Raw genomic sequence first — 19,822 nt, forward strand, 5'->3', positions numbered from 1 at the left:
AATAGGGAAATCCCTAAATATTTTTAATTTGAACTACATTGTGATTCTAATCACATATAGCTCTATCTGCTGCATTAAAATAGAAGCATAAGCAATATTCATAGGAACGTAGGAGATGTCGTCGGATAGGAAGCATCGTCGAATGAATGGAGGAACCGGTATATGATAAACAGTAAACAAAAACTTGTGGTTATAGGGAACGGGATGGCTGGTATCAATACGGTCGAACAAATTTTGAAATTAACGGATAAGTATGAAATTACGGTCCTGGGAAATGAGCCGCATCCGAACTATAACAGGATCATGCTCTCTTATGTGTTGGAAGGTAGTAAAACGATTGATGATATCATACTGAACGATTTGCAATGGTACGCGGATCAAGGGATTACTTTATATACAGGAAAAATGGTGAAAAGCATTGACGGTGAGAACAAGAAGATTCGCACCGAAGACGGACTGGAAATTGATTACGATGTAGCTTTGGTAGCTACTGGTTCACAATCATTTATTCTGCCTATTCCGGGTAAAGAATTACCGGGTGTCATCGGTTTCAGAGATATCGCCGATTGCTCGGCAATGCTTGAGGCAGCAAAGACCTTTAAAAAGGCAGCTGTCATTGGTGGAGGCCTATTGGGGCTGGAAGCAGCTAAAGGCTTGGTCAACCTGGGTATGGATGTTACGGTCGTTCATTTAATGGAGGATTTGATGGAACGCCAGCTGGACCGGGAAGCCTCTGCGATGCTGAAAACAGAACTAGAACGCCAGGGAATCAAGTTTGCTATGCAAATGCAAACTGCGGAGGTGTACGGTCAAGATCGGGTACAAGGACTGCGGTTTTCAGACGGAAGCGAGCTGGAAGCGGATTTGGTCGTTATGGCCGTCGGGATCAAACCTAATATTCAGGTGGCTGTGCAAAGTGGTATGGAAACGAACCGTGGTATTGTAGTCGATGATTTGATGAGAACCTCCGTGCCGGATGTATATGCTGTAGGGGAATGTGTTGAACACCGCGGAACCTGTTACGGCTTGGTAGCTCCGCTGTTTGAACAGGGGAGTGTAATTGCCAAACATTTGGCAGGTGCGGATACTGAAGGTTATATGGGATCGGTGGTTTCCACCAAGCTCAAAATTTCAGGGGTGGATGTTTTCTCAGCTGGCGAATTCATAACCCAGCCTGAACATACGGTGATTGTGGCAAAGGATGAGTGGAAGCGCACATACAAAAAAGTGCTGCTTCGTGAAAATAAGATTGTTGGAACTGTACTGTTTGGCGATGTGAGCGAATCTGCTAGCCTTCAAAAATATGTGCGTCAGCAAACATTGATGACAGATGAGATATATGGACAGATCATGGGTACTGGATGCAGCAAGGACGGGGCGAAATCATTATCCGCTGAAACGATGGCTGATGACGAAATTGTCTGTGGCTGTAACGGTGTAACCAAAAAGACGATTGTGGATGCGATTAATGATAATGGACTGACCACAGTCGATGAAATTAAGGCATGTACCGGAGCAACGCGTTCCTGTGGAGGGTGTAAGCCGGTTGTAGAGCAAATTCTGCAGTACGTTCTTGGAGACAGCTTCAAGACGTCAGCCAAGCAAGGAATATGTGGCTGCACAACTTTGAGTCGGGACGAGATTGTGGAAGCGATCAAAACCAAAGGGCTGACAACAACGCGTGAAGTTATGAATGTACTGGGTTGGCATAATGATGAAGGATGCTCCAAATGTCGGCCAGCGCTGAATTACTATCTGGGAATGATTAACCCGGATACCTATGAAAATGAGGGAGATTCCCGTTTTGTAAATGAGCGATTGCACGCGAACATTCAAAAGGATGGAACGTTTACAGTTGTTCCTAGAATGTACGGTGGTGTAACGACCCCAGAAGATTTGAAGAAGATAGCAGATGTTTCTCTTAAATACAACGTTAAGGTCGTTAAAGTAACAGGAGGACAGCGGCTTGATTTGATCGGTGTCCGTAAAGAGGATCTGCCTAAAGTATGGGAAGAACTCGATATGCCGTCGGGATATGCCTACGCGAAGTCACTTCGTACAGTTAAAACCTGTGTTGGATCACAATTTTGCCGGTTTGGCACACAGGACTCGATGGGAATGGGAGAAGTGTTGGAACGGAAATTCGAACGACTGGATTTCCCGGCAAAATTCAAATTAGCGGTTAATGGATGTCCACGCAACTGTGCGGAATCATGTACCAAAGATATCGGAATCGTAGGTAATGATGGGGGCTGGGAGATCTTTATCGGTGGTAATGGCGGTATTAAAGCGCGGTTGGCTGATTCACTCTGTAAAGTAAAAACCGACGCCGAGTTGATTGATATTGTAGGAAGCGTAATGCAACTCTACCGGGAAACAGGACAATACCTGGAACGTACTTCGGAGTGGGTGGAACGGATCGGTCTGGAGGAGATTCAGAAGGCTGTCGTTCATGATACAGATCATCGACAAGCTTTAGTAGAACGCATCGAATTTGCATTACAACAGGTCGAAGACCCTTGGAAAAAGATCATCAATGATGAGGATTCACGCAAAAATTTATTCGAGGTTGTCACCCCGTCTATTGTGTAATTGTATCTAAAATGCCTGAGGAAGGGAGCGATCAAACAAATGATCAAAAATGCCGAATGGCTTGTCGTCGGTCATAGTAAGGATTTTCCGATCAGAATAGGGCGTACCATCCATATCAAAGGTACTGAAATTGCTGTTTTCCGCACTTCGGAGAATGAGCTTTATGCCGTTGAAAATAGCAGTCCTCATCCCAAAGGAGGTCCTCTTACAGAGGCTATAGTATCTGGTCATTATATCTATGATCCTTTATATGACTGGAAAATTGATCTGCAGACGGGCATCGTTCAAGAGCCTGATCACGGACAAATTAAAACGTTCGCCGTTTGTGAAGAGGGAGAAGAAGTAAAAATATCGTTCGAAACGGTTTAGTTCGTCTGTTGGAATACAAATAAAAAGGGCTCGACAGGAACAATCCTGCTGGGCCCTTTTTTCTTTTTGGATCAGGTAATGGTGACGCCTGCACTTGCATAACCTACGATAGTGTTTACGAGGGAAATACCTGTAGCTGTGGCAGAGAAGACAAGGAGCAGACGAGTCTGTGCGGTTACGGGGATAGCCAAACCAGTAGTAATGCCGCTAGAGGTCGTTCCCAAAGCAACAATGCCATTCAGTGGAGGGGCCAATATAACGATAGCTCCCGGAACTGCTGTGAAAGTGTTATTAGGTGTTGGGGAACTAAACAGCTGGGCAGTAATTGTCGCAGTTGAACCCACGAGAGTTAATGCAGCTGTTGTACTGAAGTAACCAGCAATAGATGTAATTACGCCATCCCGTGGTACGGAAAAAGCAAAGTTAATCAGAGGTCCTACAAGTGTACCTGTCAGGTCTATGACCCCGCCTACGAGGCTAATACCTGTTGCTGAGCTCCCAAAGCCGATCAAACTTGTGGTTCCTACCACTCCGCCAAGAACAGTTGTCAGTATAGCAGGTCCTCCTGAAGCAAACGGGATGATGGCTCCCGAGCCGGTGGCTCCGGTAATCCCTGTAACGCCCGTAACACCCGTGGCTCCAGCAGGCCCTATGGCCCCGGCTGGCCCGACCAATCCATCCGCGCCCGTAGCGCCCGTGGCGCCTGTCACACCCCCGGCAGGGCCCGCAGCACCTGTAGCGCCGACAGGTCCGGCCGGGCCTTCCGGTCCAGCGGCCCCGATAGGCCCGGCGGCGCCAACAGGTCCAGCCGCTCCAATGGGCCCCGCAGGCCCCACGGGCCCGGCAGGGCCAACAGGTCCGGGTGCTCCGATAGGTCCAGCGGCGCCGATAGGTCCGGGAGGCCCTTGTGGCCCTGGTCCACCTGCGGGTCCAGGCGCACCGCCGGGTCCCACAGGTCCAGGAGGTCCTTGTGCACCGGACTCCCCTGACAAGTATGTTTCACCTAATACGTTGCTAACCGTCGTTCCAGCGATTCTGATCGCGCTGATTAAGCTGTCTTTAAGAGCAGGATCAAGGGATTCTTGTAAAACGATGGACAATAGGGCATCCAGCAATTGTTGCAGTGCAGTACCTACGCCGATCGGAGAGAAAGGTGTAGCTTCTAACGCAACAATAGCAAGCTCCAGCGCTGCCAGCAAGTCTGCCTTAACCCCGCCTCTAAGTCTTAAGCTTTTCGCCAGAGACAACAAACGTCTTAAAATCTGTTGCAAGGAAGATACATTAGCCGCAGAGGGGTTTGCGAATACGACGGGGATGATCGCGGTCAATTCATTAATCAGTCTGAGAAGAGCTTCGATACTTTTATTTACTCTTGTTGGTTTACAGTCTTCGTCTTTTTTTGAAGCACCACTGAACCTGAACGGTTTTTTATGTTTCATGCTCAAATATCTCCTCCTTATCATTCTTCCTACTGTAGAGGTGATAGGTGGTTCATCGCCCCGCTTCGCAGATATTCATAATATATTTACTGAAGCGAAAAGGGTGAATAAACAAGCAAAAATGATTGTTGGAGGCTTGTACATAAAATATACATAAAAAAATACGGCCCCCGAAAAGCTTGGAGGCCGCGTTGTATTTGCTTATACTCATCTGATGTATGAAGCTTGAAAAGTCTTATTTAAGAATACGTACCAGCAGTTCAGCCATCTCACCTCTGCTGATGGCTGCTTTTGGCTTGAGTGTTCCATCTGGATAACCGCTGATCCAACCGGAGGATACTGCATTTTGAAATGCTGCGGAGGCCCATGCTGAAATCTGCTGCTCATCCTTGTAGGATTGCAGTGCAGTAGTACTGGAAATGGATATCTGATTCTGCATCGCGTGTGACAGGATCACCATCGCCTGCTCACGGGTAAGACTCTCATCAGGTCCGAAAGTTTGAGCGGTTAGCCCTTGAATCCATCCCTGACGATGAGCAGAATCCACGGCTGATCCAGCCCAGTGTCCCTGCATATCTGTAAATGAGGTAGAAGGGCTCTCATCTCCAGCAGTTCCCAATGCTCTGGTCAGTATGGCTACAAATTCTGCACGGCTTACAGCGCGCTCAGGGCGTATGTTGCCGTCTTTATAGCCTTGTATCCAGCCTTTGTCTGCAAGAGATTGCAGGGACTTCGCTGCCCAATGGCCTTGTACATCCGGCCATACCTGAGCTAGCTCTTGCGAATCTGACGAATTGATTTGGTCATTTTGCACACTGGCATTATTGGTTTGAGACTTTGCGTCTGTGGCGACGACAAAGGTACCTAACCCGGTCGTATTGACACTCACACCCGACAAAATCCCTTTTGAATCCATTACAGCAGTCCCTTTTAGAATCTCACGCTCGCCATTCTCATGAATAACAAGAATGGAGAACTGGGGCTCTGCATTGTGTAACTCACCTAAGGATTCGTTATCCAGCGGTAGAATGATCGACGAGGTTCCTGTCACATTGGCTTTGATGTCTGTAACCGGACCCATCAGCGTCAGGCTGGATTGTTGCTCAGCCCAATCACGGATCTGCTGTGCACGTTGTACATCTACCTGCTGGAATGACAATGTAACGTCCTGCTGGCCTGAGGCCATGCGGGTTAAGGTGTCACTGGATATCATCAGTGTTCCATATCGGGATATTACCGATGCACCAATCTTATCCCATTTATTCAGTAAAGAATGAGAAAGGATAACACGACTCAGTTGCTTCTCCTGCTCCAAACGAATGTCTGCGTATGCTTTGCCTTCGCGAAGTGCTTGCTGTATCTGCTCATCCAGGAATGCCGGCGAAGGAACAAAGAGGGAGAACTCTTTCCCTTGTTCGGAAATTCCGATCTGTGGTACGAAAGCAGATAGATCCTCATTCTTATCTTTGTTAGATTTGCCTGTGTTTGCAATTACCTTGGCAGGGACGGTGACTTCTATGGCTTGCGTCAACGCATGAGAACCATCGCTTACCCTTATAACATCCAGCATGATAGTTACAACGGAAGGAGTATCTGCTTGAACAATAGTTCCGTCTGTACGCACGATGTCTGGGTGGCTACTGCTGCTGATGGTCACACGGAAACCATCAGGTACAACAGGCAACCTGAGCAGTGTGTCACTTGTTGTAGGAGTTGTTATGCTTGTGATGGAATCCGCAACGCGCTGCGCGGTTAACCCTTGCGGATATACTAGCCCTGACGGGGCACTCTTCATACCATTTACGTTCTGTAGCACATAGTAGCTGGCTCCTTCAGGCACAGGTGTAAATGTATATTTTCCCTCTCCCGAAGCGATTCCTTCCGCTATAAGCTCCTGCTGGGCATTGTACAGTTCAAGCCGTGCGCCTGGTAAGGCACCTGTAACGACCACAGAGGCTATATCCCCATTGCCTGCTGCGGCTCTAACAGCACGGGGCAGCACGTTTATATGGCGCTCTGCTGGCTCCGCTGTCCAACCTCCATTGTCGCTATAAGCATAGTTCAATACATATACACCGGGTACATTTATATCGACATTCCCGTTACCTGAAAGCTCAGGGATCAGGATATTGCCGTATACGCTGTCCAGTACACTGGCTCCCGGATCAGTGAAGCTGTCACCGGCTTCCAGAACAATTGGATTACTGCCGTTCAATCGTACGTAAGGTGTATTCGGTAATGCCTTCAGCACTGTGATTGTGAATGTTCTTTGTACAGAAGCGGTACCTTTAGAAATAATGGCAATTAACTGTACATTCATATCACCGTCTGTATATTTAGGCCGATTCACCTGACCGCTATTGCTGAGGATATCTGGTTGATCCGAAGACCAGTCGATCTGGGTGTCAAATGCTCCTGTACGAGGCAGAGCGATGGAATCCTTAATCCCTTGCGGATAATCTAAATTCAGTGTATTAGCTGCCAAATTTACGGCTTCATCAGCGCTTACGGGCAGTGCAGGCACGAGCAGGCTGAATGTTTTTCGTAGCTCAACCCCGCCTCGTGACACAACTGCTTCCAGCGTGATGGTCTGATCGCCCTGCACATAGCTTGGGAATGTTACATGCCCAGTATGATCCAAGAACTGGGGCTGAGTCGATGACCATGACACCTGAACACCATGCAGAGCGTCTTTTGGCAAATATACGTCTCCGGTTACTGTAGTCATTGGCAGCTCAAGCGCCCTGTATGCTGCGTCTACGGCTTCAGTGTCGCTCATCGGCAGACGGAGTACGTGTGTAGTAAAATCCTTTGTTTTCGTTAAGCCTGCAAGTTGCAGGGTAGCCGTTAGGGTAACATCCGTATCTCCACTGTTATAGGAGGGTCTGGTGAGGGTTCCATCTGCTGCAATGACAAGAGGTTTGGACGAGGACCATTCGATCTGCGCTCCACCATAACCGGATAAAGGGAGAGAAATACTCTCTGTTACCGCAGACAAATTGCCAAGCGAGAGGGTGTCTGCTGCTTGATCCAATGTATCTTGTGCAGTTATCTTCGGTACGGTAACTTCGAAAGTTTGAGTATCCGAGGCGCTTCCCTTCGCAATCGTAGCTGTCAGTTTTACTTTTCGGTCACCCAGATCGTACCGCGGGCGTGTGACAGCCCCCTCGTTCGTAATGACGTCAGGAGTATCCGAACTCCAGCTCACCGTCGTATCATTCAATCCAGCGAGTGGCAGTGTCAGCTTTTGGGATACGGAATCAACTGTATCTCCAGATGCGAAGCCTAATGCAAGAGCAGCTTTGGCCTGTGCAACTCTCTCGGCATCGGTAAGTATGTTCACTTTAACTTCTGAGGGAGTGCTCTCCCCCTTAGCATTCACGGCCTGAACCGTGTAAAGGGCTTCACCTGGCGGCAATGCTGAAGTGTCTATGAATTGGGTTAAGTTACCTGAATAGAGCGTTACACTATCTCGTATGACTTTGTATGAAGTTGCATAAGGAACGGCATCCCAGCTTAACTCCACTGTATTTCCATTTTTGGTTCCTGTAAAATGCCCCGGAGCCTGTGGAACGGGCAATCGCTCCCCATAAGCTGCGAATTCCATGATGGAAGCCCACTGATTGTTTCTTGTATTTCCTTGATCAATATATAATCGCAAGTATCGTGTAGTTACAGGGGCAATGTTCTTTTCAACATTAGAGCTCTCATTATTCTGGACGGTATCAACAGTCACCCAATTACTTCCGTTGCTGCTTGTTTGCAATCGGAAACTGTATGGATCACGTTGATCCTGCCACCCGTTATGGATTCCCATACCTGTAACAACGTATCGATCTACGATATACCAGTCTCTCAGATCTACCTGAATCCATTTTTCACCGTTGCTGGCTTGATACCAGCGGCTTGTTGGTTCGATTGACCCATCCACAGCTCTGGAGGGATCATAGGGCTGGCTGTAGCCACTGGATGTGGCTGGCTTGTTAAGCACCACATTTTCCCAACCGGCAGCGTGAACCTCATTCGTCCCTATGAGCAGGAACGTACCGCCGATAAATGGCAGCAATGGAACCAGCAAGCGATAGGGTTTCAATTTGTTGCGTGTGAAGTTATTGCCTTCGAGCACGCCATCACCTCTTCTTCATTAATTAGCCCACCGATGAACACATTCATTAAGGGCGGGATGGGTAAACCCCTTCGGTTGCGATATAGTAGTTTACATTCGGCAACGGGGAAGCCCCGCGCAAGTCGGGTAATGCAAATGTGCTCATTCCATCGCCGCCAAAATTAGTGCCCAGCAGACTGAACAGTGCTGTATTTTGCGAAATAGATAAGAGCTGACCCTCGCATTTTAGCCAACCTTTAGGAGCGAACATGTACGGGTACACCGTAATTTCCCCAATATAAGGCTCATAACCTGCATGTGCCTGTTTGGGACTGATCGCCGTTCCCCCTAACAAAATGACCGCTAACAAACTCAACACAGCGGCTTTCTTCCAAAAATGATTCTTCATACCTACAACTCCTTTTTAGTTTCGAATAATGGCCCACGAATTCAACAAATTTGTGACATTAGTCATAGAATGAATAGATATTATCATGTAATTCCACTTTTGGCACTACAGTTCATCTATCAAATTCACCTTTTTATTCCTTTTGTGAGTAAAGAAATTTATTCCATTGCCCATGCATCTTTTTTCTAATCCAGGTAAATCTATATACAAATCCTATGGAAGTGAAGGAGGAAAGAGTGTGTGGCAGGTCATCGGAACTCATATGCCCAAATGGAACGTATGGATGGAAGCTTTCTTTTTGTTCCTCATCCCTTTGATTATTTTTCTGACGGTACGACAAATTAGAGCGATGGATGGTCGAGAGAGCAGACGTATGGAACGATTAAAGCTTTTAGAAGAAGAAGACCGTTCGCAGCATGCAGATCGTAATCCGACTGTAAGTGAGGCTGAGAAGGTAAAAGGGACCTTTACCGAAGATTATGAAGCCAATGTAGCAAAAATCAGACAAGCAGTTACGGATATGTCAGACGTGAACGAACGATCTATTTTTCTGGAAAAATTGAACGCTGTAGGCACACTTTTTTTTGTGGATGGATTAACGGACAAGGTTGGCATGGATCAGAATATTTTAAAGCCGTTGATGGATTGGGGCAGCTCCGGGCAAGAGGGGGAAGATCTCCCGAGAGGAGAAGAGCTTCGGGATATGTTTATTCGTCAGGTTATGCTGGTATCGGAGACAGAGTATACGTTAGAGGTGCAGTTCTCCTTGCAAAAGGTGCTGTTCGGTTCAGTCATACTCTTGATTCAGGGCATACCGGGTGCTTTCGTGCTGGGTACACCCAAAGGGAATACACGAGGGGTGGAAGACCCCATATCGGAATCGGTGCTGCGGGGACCGCGAGTCGGTTTTACAGAGATACTCAGCGATAATACAGCGATGCTGCGCAGGCATGGAGAAAGTACGGAACTAGCCATGTCGTCCTTTAAAGTCGGCAAAAGAGTGGAAAAGCAGCTGATGGTGGTGTATTTCAGAGACATTGCCGACGCGGAGCTTGTGGATGAGGTGAAGCGGCGGGTCAAAACCATTGATATGGATGAGGTGCTGGAGTCGGGCTATGTGGAGCAACTTATTGAGGATAATTTTCTTAGCCCCTTTCTGCAAATTCAAAATACGGAGAGACCGGATCGGGTCATGGCTGCATTGCTGGAGGGACGTGTGGCGATTCTGCTGGACGGTACACCTTTTGCGCTCCTTATGCCTGTGACGTACGGGATGATGCTCCAGTCTCCCGAAGATTACTATGAACGATGGATACCGGGGTCGCTTATTCGATTTCTTCGTTTTATGGCAACTACGATATCTCTGTTCGCCCCGGCGCTCTATATTTCCTTTATCTCGTTTCATCCCGGACTGATTCCAACCAAGTTGGTCATTTCCATTATCAGTGCGAGACAGGGAGTTCCGTTTTCGACGCTGATTGAGGCCCTGATTATGGAAATTTCCATCGAAATTTTACGCGAGGCAGGACTTCGGCTCCCCAAACCCATCGGTCCAGCGATGGGCATCGTCGGCGGTTTGATTATTGGACAGGCCGCTGTTGACGCCGGGATTGTGAGTCCGATTCTCGTTATTGTGGTAGCGGTCACGGCGATTTCTTCCTTTGCCTCACCTGTATACAGCGCCGGGATCTCTATGCGTGTTCTTCGTTTTGGGGCCATGTTCACGGCTGCTATCTTCGGTTTGTATGGAGTGATCATGTTTTTCCTGATGCTGAGCATTCATATGGCTAAATTACACAGCTTCGGCGTGCCATATCTTAGCTTAACGGCCCCCCGTTCATTGAAGGACTGGAAAGATTACTTTTTGCGAGCACCGTTACAATTTATGAAAAATAGACCCATTCTATTGAAGCATAAAGACCCTAAGCGACAAGGATGAGTTCAACAACACAGGAGGGAGCAAGATGGCCCGTGGGAAAAAAACGGATAAAATTACAACGTTACAGACGACGGAAATCGTGCTTTGCTTTATGCTGGCTGCCGGGTTGCTTACTCTTCCCAGAGTAGCCGTTGAAACTGCAAAAACACCGGATGTGTGGATGTCCGTCATTTTAGCAGGGGCTGCCACTTTCCTGTTCGGATGGATTATAGTCAAACTAAGTTCACGGTTTCCAGAAAGCACCTTTTACCAGTATGTTCAGCGGATAACTGGCAAAGCCATCGGCAAAGTGTTGGGCATCTTGTTCGTCATCTATTTTATTTGTATAGCTGCATACGAAATCCGAGCTGTGGAGGAAGTAACGTCGTTCTTTTTGCTTGAAGGAACTCCAGTATGGGCTATTTCAGCACCCTTTATGTGGATCTCTCTGTATCTCTGCTTGGGGGGGATAGGTACATTGGGTAAAATATGTCAAGTTATATTCCCGATTACGGCAGCTATCTTTTTATTGATATGTTTGCTGAGTTTGAATATTTTCGAATTGAATAATTTGCGTCCTGTTTTGTCCGAGGGTGTGATGCCAGTGATTAAAGCGCTCAAGACTACAACCCTGACCCTAACGGGGACAGAGTGCCTGCTGTTTATTCTTTGTCGGATGGAAAAACCGGAGAAAGCAACTAAGGCGGTCGGACTGGCAATCGGGATCTCGACCATTTTTTATACAGCTACGCTGATCTTATGCATTGGCGCCTTTTCGGTGGAAGGAGTTATGACCAGAACCTGGCCTTTTTTAGACTTGGCCCGCTCCTTTGAAGTGGAGTATCTGTTATTGGAACGGTTCGAATCCCTATTGTTGTCCATTTGGATCATGCAAATTTTTGCTACATTCAGTATTGCTTTTTATTGCGCTTCGCTCGGAGTTTCTCAAATTTTGAATAGCTCTTATTCCAAGGCGCTGTTTATTTTGCTCCCGTTCATCTACGTCCTGTCCCAAATTCCCAAAAATCTGAATGAGTTATTTTCTTTTGGAACGATGATCGGGAATGCAGCTTTCGTTCTATTCGCTCTGCTTCCACTCCCTCTGCTGCTTATTTCTCATTGGAGAGGGGTGCGGTCATGAAGAGAGTCCAGTCAGGATTACTCGGAATGGTGGCTCTCCTGACATGCTGTACACTTTCAGGCTGCTGGAGCAGCTCTCCGGTGGAGGATCTAAATCTGGAGACGGGCATTGCTATGGATGTAGTGTCACAATCTTCACAAGAAGAACAAATTAAACGGAAAGGAGGAGACTATCCGAAAAAAGAGTTAATCACCGGAACCTTTCAATTTATCATCCCAGAGGAAAGCGGCGGCTCCAACAGCTCCTCCCCACAAGCTAAAAAGTTTTTTAATATTACGGAAACGGGGGATTCCGTTTTTGAAATGTTAAGAGAAATTTCATTGCGAACCAACCGACCGCCTATCGGACAACATTTGAAAACGATTATTATCAGCTCCAGTCTGCTTCGCAAAATTCCATTGTATGAGCTGCTGGACTTTTTCTTGGGGGATAATGACATTCGGCCCAGCGTCCAGCTGCTGATTAGTACAGACAAGGCGGGCAATGCGCTTCAGGAAAAAATTCCTGGTCAAATTCCTGCCTATATCTTAAAGGATATTTTCGAAAATCGTAAACGGAACGCGCGGTTGATAAAGCCCGTGGCTTTGGTTAAAGTGGTCGGGCCCATGAAGGGGAAAAGAAGCTTTATATTGCCCAATGTCATTACGGCGGAGAATGAAATCAAGCTCGCAGGTGCGGGAATCATCAAGGGAAAGACACAAACCTACGGTGGTTTTCTGAATGAGTCAGAGGTCGAGGGCCTCATGTGGATCAAAGGCCAATTGGTTGGAGGCGTGCTGAAAAGTAGTGATCCCCAAACCGGTAAAAATATAGCCTATGAGATCAAAGCGGTGAAAAGCAGGATCAAGGCCATCGTTCAGGGGGGCGACATTTCCTTCCAAGTAAAAATGACCTCAGAGGGACGCGTTTCCGAGGTTTTTAACAAGAAAGAAAATTTGCGTAGCAATGATGTGCTCGGACAAGAAGAGAGTATCTTTCAAGAGAGAGTGAATTCATTAACTGAACAAACTGTAGCCAAAATGCAAAAGCTGCAGGTTGATGTTGGAGGTTTCGGAGAAGCGTTGAGGATTCAGCATCCTAAAGTTTGGCGTAAGGTTAAAGAGGATTGGGATAACATTTTTAGTACCATTCCTGTACGTTTTAGCACAGATATCCATATTGAAGATTACGGCTCTTCGATTACGACGGCAGACTAGTTTGCACCTATTTAGAAAAACCTTCAATACCACGAATCTACGTGGCGTTGAAGGTTTTTTAGGCTATTCAAACAGGGACAGTGTTTCTTCCAGCCACGTAATATAGCTTTCTTCCCGATTAATGGCACGGCTCAGCACCAGATAATGCCCAAATTGATTAGAACCGGGGGCTTGGAGGTTTTCGTCCAGCTGTTGGAGGGATTTTTTACTTTCGTACAGATACTCCAGCTTCTCTTTACGTTTGGTTATCTGGTTCTCGAACAATCGCTTGTTCTCTTCCTTGGGGATGGCTGCTGAGAAATACAGCATGAGCATAAACTCATCCTTTTCCGTTTCCGGTAACTCTTTGGCGCTCAACAGCCATTCGGTCAGCTCTTGGGTTCCTTTGGGGGTGATGCAGTACAGCTTCTTTTCCAGCTTGGCTCCTGTAATGGAGGTGCGATATTCAATAAGCTCCTCTTCGGTCAGCCTTTTTAACTCAGGATAAATCTGACTGTGTTTGGCGCTCCAAAATTGTCCGATTTCCTTCTTGAATTGACTCGTAATATCGTAGCCGCTCATTTCCTCTTTATGAACCAGGCCCAAAATGGCGTATTTTAATGTGCGCTTCAACGTAGTTCTCCTTGTCAAACATTATTTGACACTAGTATACCATAGTGCTACAATTTATATGTACTTAACAACATGTTTAACATTACATGTTTTGAATTGAATATTTTTATTTTTGGTCTCCTATTCAATTCATGAAAACTTATAATTTAGGAAAGAAGGATGCAAGATGGACAAGTTTATCGGCAGCCACATGATCTACACTTATGAGAATGGTTGGGAGTACGAAATATATATTAAAAATGAAGATACGATCGATTATCGCATTCATAGTGGTATGGTAGGCGGCCGCTGGGTACGTGATCAGAAGGTCAATCTGGTGAAGCTGGTGGAAAATGTGTATAAAGTATCGTGGACCGAACCGACAGGCACTGACGTGTCTCTGAATTTTATGCCTGAGGAAAAACGTATGCACGGCATTATTTTCTTTCCTAAATGGGTTCATGAGCATCCGGAAATCACTGTGCGGTATCAAAACGATTTTATTCCGCTGATGGAGGAATCGCGTGAAAAGTATGAAACATATCCGAAGTATGTGGTTCCTGAATTTGCAGATATTACATTCATCGAAAATGCAGGTGTGAACAACGAACAATTAATTTCCCAAGCACCTTATGCAGGAATGACAGACGATATTCGTGCAGGTAAACTGCAAGTGTAATCAACTCTGTGCTGAAAGTGTAAAAGCCTGGCCTGTGATAAACAGTCTCAGGCTTTTTTACGTGAACTGGAAAGTGGATTGCTAATGGAGTTGTGGACGATATTTAGAATGAATAGTAGACCAGACCATGCTCGATAAGATATGAACGACTAATCCGAGGGGGGAGTATGGTCGCTGATGGGGAGAGAATGTGCAGGTTCGCATGGGTAGTCAGATCGGATAAGGCAGATAGAGCTAGCTCTGTTTTATCAGGCCCCCAGTGATCAGCATGGTGCTGAATATATTGCTCAGCCTCGGTTAAGGACAGACCCTTGAGCGAGGTAAACACGGAAGCCCAGCGGACGAGGTCAAAGGCACCTTTAATTTCAGGCAGCTCATATTCCGCCAGACCTTGAGCGCCGTTACACGACATAGTAAGCAAGCCACAGCAATGGTGTTGATAAGGTTTTGAGTCAGGAAATTGACGATAGTCGTATTGAATCATTTCCATGGAACCAATGCTTAATTGGGTCGCTTGGGATGTTGTGGGCTGGGCAAGCGTCATGCTCATGCTAGAACGGCCTCCTTCTCGGATTCACTGTAAATAGGGATGGAAGAATCATACGTCACAGCGGATGTAATGTAAATCACGAATACAAGTGTAAAATGAGGATATGTAGCGGAAAATGAGCTTTAATGCCAATGGAAACGGATACTTGCATCCATTTCTTTTATTATCTTGGGGAACGTCTTTATATCACAAAAAAACAACCCCAGATCTCCCCAGGGTCGTCTCTACAAAAATATAGTTCAGCATTTTGCAAAATGCTTGTTTTGCGATCACACGGGTGTGACATCCTGAATCGCTTCTTCTTCTTTCCAGATCACGTTCTCGCGATAGTTTGATCCCCAATCGTACATTGCTCTCAGTACCGGAATCAGGCTTTCGCCATGCTCCGTCAGTGAATATTCCACATGTGGAGGGACGACGGGATAGACTTTACGAAGAATGAGTTTATCTTCCTCCAGCTCGCGCAATTGGTTGGTCAGCATTTTTTGCGTAATATGGGGGATTAGCTTCTTCAATTCACCAAACCGCTTGGTGCCTTCCATACCGAGATGCCACAAAATAATCAGCTTCCATTTTCCACCGATGACCGCGAGAGTCAATTCCTTATCACAATTAATCAGCTTCAAATCAATCCGGTCTTTTACAGTAGTGATATTCATCGACCTCCTGTCCATAGTTATTCCAAGTATACTATTTATAGCTACTATACGCAAAAGGATATACATCCATTTTGGAAACTATACATATGCTTGGACACTTATAGACCGGACAGGGATACCTAATGATGTGTGCAAGCTGGAAGAGTCCAGAAATCTGTGGCGTTAAGAAGGAATCACGATAGTATTAAAGGACTCCGGCTCCAGCTTCAAGCGGTGTGTTGTTTCACCGAGAGACAGATTCAGCACACGCGATTCCTTGAACGGATTGGCGATGACTACCACCCTTTGCCCGTCTGTATTTTGAAAAGCAACTGCATTTCCAGTCCATGATCCACGAAGTCCGATGCGTCGGGCACCTGGTAATACAAAATGAGAAAAATGCTTCATAACGTAATATTCCGGGTTCAGGACAGGTTTTCGATCCGCGGGATCAACGGTAATCATCGAATTTTGCTCCCAGCCCCATGTGCTCTTGCCTTTCGGTTCCAAAACCATATTCCAGTAAATATAAGCATTCACACCATTGCTGAAGTAGTGCTGGTACAGATTATATACATATTTGGCGTAGTCCCATGAATTTTCTCCGTTGCCGCATTCATTTTCTGTTTGCATGTAACGAAGCTCAGGATAACTGGCAACGGTGCGCTGAATGGCATTTTTGCCTGCCCACTGGTAGCCTACGCCTTTAATATATTTGTAGGCCTCGGGGTCACTCAATACGGTATGGGCATACTCATCGAATCCGGTAGAAGTCTTCTTCATTAATTCCTCCCACGGATCGGGAGCGTTAATGGTCCCCAGCCAAATTTCCGTATCTAGTCCGTGTTCCTCAAAAGCAGGGCCCAAATAGTCCCGAATAAATTCACGCAGTTGCTCCCCGGTCCATACACAGGAAGGGAACTTCTGATCGGCAATGACTTCATTTTGAACATGAATCTGATGGATCGTAATACCTGCCTCGCGGTAAGCCTGAACAAATTTGACAAAGTACAATGCATACGCTTTCAAAATATCCTTTTCCCAGCGCAGAGTGCCGTAATTGTAGGCTTTCGGTGATTTCATCCATGTCGGCGGGCTCCAGGGTGAAGCGAACAACTTCAGGTTAGGATTGAGTTGTAACGCTTCCCGAATAAAAGGAATGAGATATTGCTGATCACGCTCAATGGAAAAGTGCTTCATCTCCACGTCGCCGTCTGTTTCATTGTGGCTGTACCACTCCAGCGCGTAGTCACTCGCTCCAATAGGAAGTCGGCATATTGCAAATTTGTGCTCGCCCTCTGGATGAAAGAGAGAATGAAGCACCCGATCTCGTTCGTCCTTTTCCAAATGGTTCAGGGCTACATAACCCAATTCATTAAAACAGCCACCAAAACCTTCGACAAGCTGATGTGTTTCTCCCGTAAGGGTTAGGTTGGCACTATCTTGGGTATCGGTAAGATGATGAGCTTGGGATTGCCAAGCTTTAGCTTTAGAAGTGGAAAACCACTGAATGGTTTGGTTACTCATGTATTACCCTCCTGTTCAGGCTTTTTGTATCTCTTCTTATTATAGGGTAGGATCACAGGAGATGAGATGGTCTGAGCCAAGACAAATTTGCCCTAATCCAAGGTCGAATTTGCTGATGAGAAGTTCTGCTGATAAGAGGTATCAAGAACACATAAAGTACACATGTCTTTGATATGCTGGTGTCCTAGAATGACGAAAGAGGGAAGTCGATTGAAGAAAAGGGTTCTTCTCGTGGAGGATGAAATACGTATTCGTGAAGTTATTGCTGATTATTTTAAACAAAATAATTGGGAAGTCTATGAAGCAGGTAATGGAAAAGATGCACTAATCTGGTTTGATTCGGTGCAGCCGGACCTGATTATACTCGATATTATGATGCCGGAGCTGGATGGTTGGGAGGTGTGCCGCCAGGTACGCAGCCGTTCAGGTGTGCCGATCATTTTGTTGACAGCCAAATCCGGTGATGATGATAAAATATTAGGCTTTGAACTGGGAGCCGATGATTATGTCACCAAACCTTTCAGCCCCAAGGTGTTGATCGCCCGCGCAAACGCGCTGATGAAGCGAGTGGAAGGACATGTGCAGCCGGAGTTGCATATTTTGCGATTCGGCACTGCCATTCTCAATACGATGGCTCATCGACTTGAGGTGGATCAGGCGGAAGTCGAGCTGACGCCCAAGGAGTATGAGTTGCTGCGGCTGCTTATACATAATAAAGGCATAGTCATTTCACGGGATGTGATACTGAACCGGGTGTGGGGCATCGACTTTGAAGGAGACACACGGGTTGTCGATACTCATATCAAAAAGCTGAGAAGTAAGCTAGGCCGTGAATCACGCCATATCCGCACGGTTTTTGGTACAGGCTACAGGTTTGAGGAGGAAGAATGAACAAACGGGGAGTTACCTTTAAGTTGTTCATTATGACGGTTGTGTTTTTCCTGTGTTTTTACGGTATGGTGATTTTAAGTCAATTTCTGTTTTTTGAAAATTTTTATCAGCAACAGAAGATTGGTCGTGTGGAAAGCCGTTTGAAAAGCTTCGGTCAAAGTTATGTCCAGGAGGCTTGGGGATCGGGCAGGGTTTCGCGAGAGGCAGCTCGCTTTATGCTTCAAAATAAGAACCAGTTGGCGATTGTTACGCTGGACGGCAAAGTAAAGCTGGATGATGCGTTTCATATCAGTCTCAGAACAGCAGATGGTAAAGTTGTTAAGATATCGCTGTCTCTGTTTATGAGCGAGTACGGAGATGAGTTGAGAGCTGCCCGGATTCAGCCCGGTGATACGGTAACGGTTGAAGGTGAGGTATTGGGGACTGACGGCATCACTTCCCCCAACTTAATTTATCCATTAGGCATTCAGAAGCCTGGTTTCAAAAATATAGGAACGACATCGCAAGCGGCTGGCACAGATGACAGTGTAAGGTTATCCGGTACGGTGACAGAGATTGCACTACCAGATCTGAAAACATGGAGTCAGCGACAAGGATTACTGTTTGGTGCGCTGGAGGAATGGTTCCCTTTATCACAGGCGCATCTGGAGAAACTTAAGAATTTCGAAGTGTTGGAGGAAGATTGGACGGAACCTTGGACAGGGGTACGTAATGCAGTCATAGTCCATCCTGTTCGTCAGGACACAGGCGAGATCGACCTCCTGTTCACAGTGACATCGTTGCAGGAAATTAGTGAGACGAATGAAGCTCTGCGCTGGTTTTATCTGTACCTAGGGATCGGGGGATTTGCACTCATTCTGATTTTGTCCCTGTTCTATTCCCGGATGGTGACCCGTCCGCTCATTGCTTTGAATAATACCGCCAAGCGAATGGCTAAGCTCGATTTTACTGCCCATACACCAATCCGGCAGAATGATGAACTAGGCAGCCTGTCCTACAGCATGTATACCCTGTCCCAGAACCTGGACACGGCTTTGCGCGAGCTTCAGGAGGTCAATCAACAATTGGTCGAGGACATGGAACAGAAACAGAGGATGGAGGCTGTGCAACAAGACTTTTTTGCCAACGCTTCTCATGAACTGAAAACCCCGCTGAGTATCATTAAAGGCTTCGCAGAAGGACTACAAGATGGAGTTAGCGCCGGGAAGCAGGATCATTATATGAAAGTCATTGTAGAGGAAGCGGACAAAATGGAGCGATTGGTCAAAGATATGCTGGACCTCGCCAAATTGGAATCGGGTACTCTCAAGCTCCGCAAGACGACCTTTATCTTGAGTGAGCTGGTGGAGGAAGTCGTGGACAAGCTATTCCATCTGTTGAAGGAGAAAAAGCTGGAAGTGGTCATTATCCCCGCCAATGAGATGCCGATTCATGCCGATGTAGGATGGATGGAACAGGTGATTATCAACTTTGTTGTCAATGCCATACGGCATGCTGAGGAAGGAAGCTCAATCACGATTCGTATCGAAGGCGCTGAGGAAATCCGTTTTTTTTCCATTGAAAATAAAGGTGAGACCATTCCTGACGATCAACTGGAGCAGATATGGGACCGTTTTTACCGGGCCGAGCTGTCACGTAGCCGCCAGACGGGTGGGACAGGACTGGGGCTGTCGATCGTCAAACGAATTTTAGATTTGCACGAATTCCGCTATAAGGTGGAGAATACCAAGGACGGCGTCCGTTTTGTTGTTATATTCGGAGGCTAAGCTACGGCAAA

15 protein-coding genes are annotated in these 19,822 nt (G+C 46.5%); 8 read left to right on the plus strand and 7 right to left on the minus strand.

Features of this window, described 5'->3' with window-relative positions:
* Nucleotides 1-162 precede the first annotated feature (162 nt).
* On the plus strand, nucleotides 163-2,592 hold the full coding sequence (nirB, locus tag BM358_RS16010; protein ID WP_023986898.1) for a nitrite reductase large subunit NirB: 2,430 nt from the start codon (nucleotides 163-165) through the stop codon (nucleotides 2,590-2,592).
* 39 nt (nucleotides 2,593-2,631) lie between these two features.
* Nucleotides 2,632-2,961, plus strand: a complete 330-nt coding sequence (gene nirD / locus BM358_RS16015; RefSeq protein ID WP_023986899.1) for a nitrite reductase small subunit NirD — start codon at nucleotides 2,632-2,634, stop codon at nucleotides 2,959-2,961.
* A gap of 71 nt (nucleotides 2,962-3,032) precedes the next feature.
* Here nirD and BM358_RS16020 read toward each other — a convergent pair whose 3' ends face one another.
* From BM358_RS16020 to BM358_RS16030, 3 genes are all read right to left on the minus strand, one after another.
* Complete coding sequence (locus BM358_RS16020; protein WP_028541068.1) at nucleotides 3,033-4,400, minus strand: exosporium glycoprotein BclB-related protein; 1,368 nt, start codon at nucleotides 4,398-4,400, stop codon at nucleotides 3,033-3,035.
* Between the two features lie 235 nt (nucleotides 4,401-4,635).
* Nucleotides 4,636-8,526, minus strand: coding sequence for an immunoglobulin-like domain-containing protein (locus tag BM358_RS16025; protein ID WP_028541067.1), 3,891 nt, complete (start codon nucleotides 8,524-8,526; stop codon nucleotides 4,636-4,638).
* Between the two features lie 46 nt (nucleotides 8,527-8,572).
* The gene (locus BM358_RS16030) at nucleotides 8,573-8,914 is read right to left on the minus strand and encodes a phage tail protein (protein ID WP_023986902.1); all 342 of its coding nucleotides are present in this window, start codon (nucleotides 8,912-8,914) and stop codon (nucleotides 8,573-8,575) included.
* Nucleotides 8,915-9,152: 238 nt separating this feature from the next.
* Between BM358_RS16030 and BM358_RS16035 the strand changes: the two genes are divergently transcribed.
* From BM358_RS16035 to BM358_RS16045, 3 genes are read left to right on the plus strand one after another with little or no spacing between them, the layout of a single operon-like run.
* A complete protein-coding gene (locus tag BM358_RS16035; protein WP_028541066.1) occupies nucleotides 9,153-10,853 on the plus strand; it encodes a spore germination protein in 1,701 nt (566 codons plus the stop codon).
* Nucleotides 10,854-10,878: 25 nt separating this feature from the next.
* On the plus strand, nucleotides 10,879-11,973 hold the full coding sequence (locus tag BM358_RS16040) for a GerAB/ArcD/ProY family transporter (RefSeq protein ID WP_028541065.1): 1,095 nt from the start codon (nucleotides 10,879-10,881) through the stop codon (nucleotides 11,971-11,973).
* Nucleotides 11,970-13,169, plus strand: coding sequence for a Ger(x)C family spore germination protein (locus BM358_RS16045; protein WP_028541064.1), 1,200 nt, complete (start codon nucleotides 11,970-11,972; stop codon nucleotides 13,167-13,169). Before BM358_RS16040 ends, BM358_RS16045 begins: the two co-directional genes overlap by 4 nt.
* Nucleotides 13,170-13,232: 63 nt before the next feature.
* On the opposite strand, the gene BM358_RS16050 is transcribed toward BM358_RS16045, so the two are convergent.
* Nucleotides 13,233-13,781, minus strand: coding sequence for a PadR family transcriptional regulator (locus tag BM358_RS16050; RefSeq protein WP_028541063.1), 549 nt, complete (start codon nucleotides 13,779-13,781; stop codon nucleotides 13,233-13,235).
* 166 nt (nucleotides 13,782-13,947) lie between these two features.
* Here BM358_RS16050 and BM358_RS16055 point away from each other — a divergent pair, with 166 nt between their 5' ends.
* Nucleotides 13,948-14,439 carry a phenolic acid decarboxylase gene (locus tag BM358_RS16055; protein ID WP_013308656.1) on the plus strand — a complete coding sequence of 164 codons (492 nt, stop codon included), beginning with the start codon at nucleotides 13,948-13,950 and terminating at the stop codon, nucleotides 14,437-14,439.
* 103 nt (nucleotides 14,440-14,542) lie between these two features.
* Here the strand turns inward: BM358_RS16055 and BM358_RS16060 are convergent, their stop codons facing one another.
* The 3 genes from BM358_RS16060 to BM358_RS16070 form a co-directional block, all read right to left on the minus strand.
* Complete coding sequence (locus BM358_RS16060; RefSeq protein ID WP_028541062.1) at nucleotides 14,543-14,989, minus strand: hypothetical protein; 447 nt, start codon at nucleotides 14,987-14,989, stop codon at nucleotides 14,543-14,545.
* Nucleotides 14,990-15,258: 269 nt separating this feature from the next.
* On the minus strand, nucleotides 15,259-15,648 hold the full coding sequence (locus BM358_RS16065; protein WP_023986908.1) for a winged helix-turn-helix transcriptional regulator: 390 nt from the start codon (nucleotides 15,646-15,648) through the stop codon (nucleotides 15,259-15,261).
* Between the two features lie 162 nt (nucleotides 15,649-15,810).
* Complete coding sequence (locus tag BM358_RS16070) at nucleotides 15,811-17,154, minus strand: glycoside hydrolase family 30 protein (protein WP_028541061.1); 1,344 nt, start codon at nucleotides 17,152-17,154, stop codon at nucleotides 15,811-15,813.
* 210 nt (nucleotides 17,155-17,364) lie between these two features.
* On the opposite strand from BM358_RS16070, the gene BM358_RS16075 reads away from it, so the two are divergent.
* Both BM358_RS16075 and BM358_RS16080 read left to right on the plus strand, forming a co-directional pair.
* Nucleotides 17,365-18,045 carry a response regulator transcription factor gene (locus BM358_RS16075; RefSeq protein WP_028541060.1) on the plus strand — a complete coding sequence of 227 codons (681 nt, stop codon included), beginning with the start codon at nucleotides 17,365-17,367 and terminating at the stop codon, nucleotides 18,043-18,045.
* Nucleotides 18,042-19,811 carry a sensor histidine kinase gene (locus BM358_RS16080; protein ID WP_028541059.1) on the plus strand — a complete coding sequence of 590 codons (1,770 nt, stop codon included), beginning with the start codon at nucleotides 18,042-18,044 and terminating at the stop codon, nucleotides 19,809-19,811. Before BM358_RS16075 ends, BM358_RS16080 begins: the two co-directional genes overlap by 4 nt.
* The last annotated feature ends 11 nt before the right edge of the window (nucleotides 19,812-19,822 follow it).

The organism is Paenibacillus sp. cl130, from assembly GCF_900116035.1.
In the GTDB taxonomy this organism is placed as follows: domain Bacteria; phylum Bacillota; class Bacilli; order Paenibacillales; family Paenibacillaceae; genus Paenibacillus; species Paenibacillus polymyxa_B.

Coding starts and splice junctions, on each gene's coding strand:
- BM358_RS16070 (WP_028541061.1), bottom strand. CDS start 17,154: ATGAGTAACCAAACCATTCAGTGGTTTTCCACTTCTAAAGCTAAAGCT.
- nirD (WP_023986899.1), top strand. CDS start 2,632: ATGATCAAAAATGCCGAATGGCTTGTCGTCGGTCATAGTAAGGATTTT.
- BM358_RS16060 (WP_028541062.1), bottom strand. CDS start 14,989: ATGAGCATGACGCTTGCCCAGCCCACAACATCCCAAGCGACCCAATTA.
- nirB (WP_023986898.1), top strand. CDS start 163: ATGATAAACAGTAAACAAAAACTTGTGGTTATAGGGAACGGGATGGCT.
- BM358_RS16080 (WP_028541059.1), top strand. CDS start 18,042: ATGAACAAACGGGGAGTTACCTTTAAGTTGTTCATTATGACGGTTGTG.
- BM358_RS16055 (WP_013308656.1), top strand. CDS start 13,948: ATGGACAAGTTTATCGGCAGCCACATGATCTACACTTATGAGAATGGT.
- BM358_RS16065 (WP_023986908.1), bottom strand. CDS start 15,648: ATGAATATCACTACTGTAAAAGACCGGATTGATTTGAAGCTGATTAAT.
- BM358_RS16045 (WP_028541064.1), top strand. CDS start 11,970: ATGAAGAGAGTCCAGTCAGGATTACTCGGAATGGTGGCTCTCCTGACA.
- BM358_RS16030 (WP_023986902.1), bottom strand. CDS start 8,914: ATGAAGAATCATTTTTGGAAGAAAGCCGCTGTGTTGAGTTTGTTAGCG.
- BM358_RS16020 (WP_028541068.1), bottom strand. CDS start 4,400: ATGAAACATAAAAAACCGTTCAGGTTCAGTGGTGCTTCAAAAAAAGAC.
- BM358_RS16040 (WP_028541065.1), top strand. CDS start 10,879: ATGGCCCGTGGGAAAAAAACGGATAAAATTACAACGTTACAGACGACG.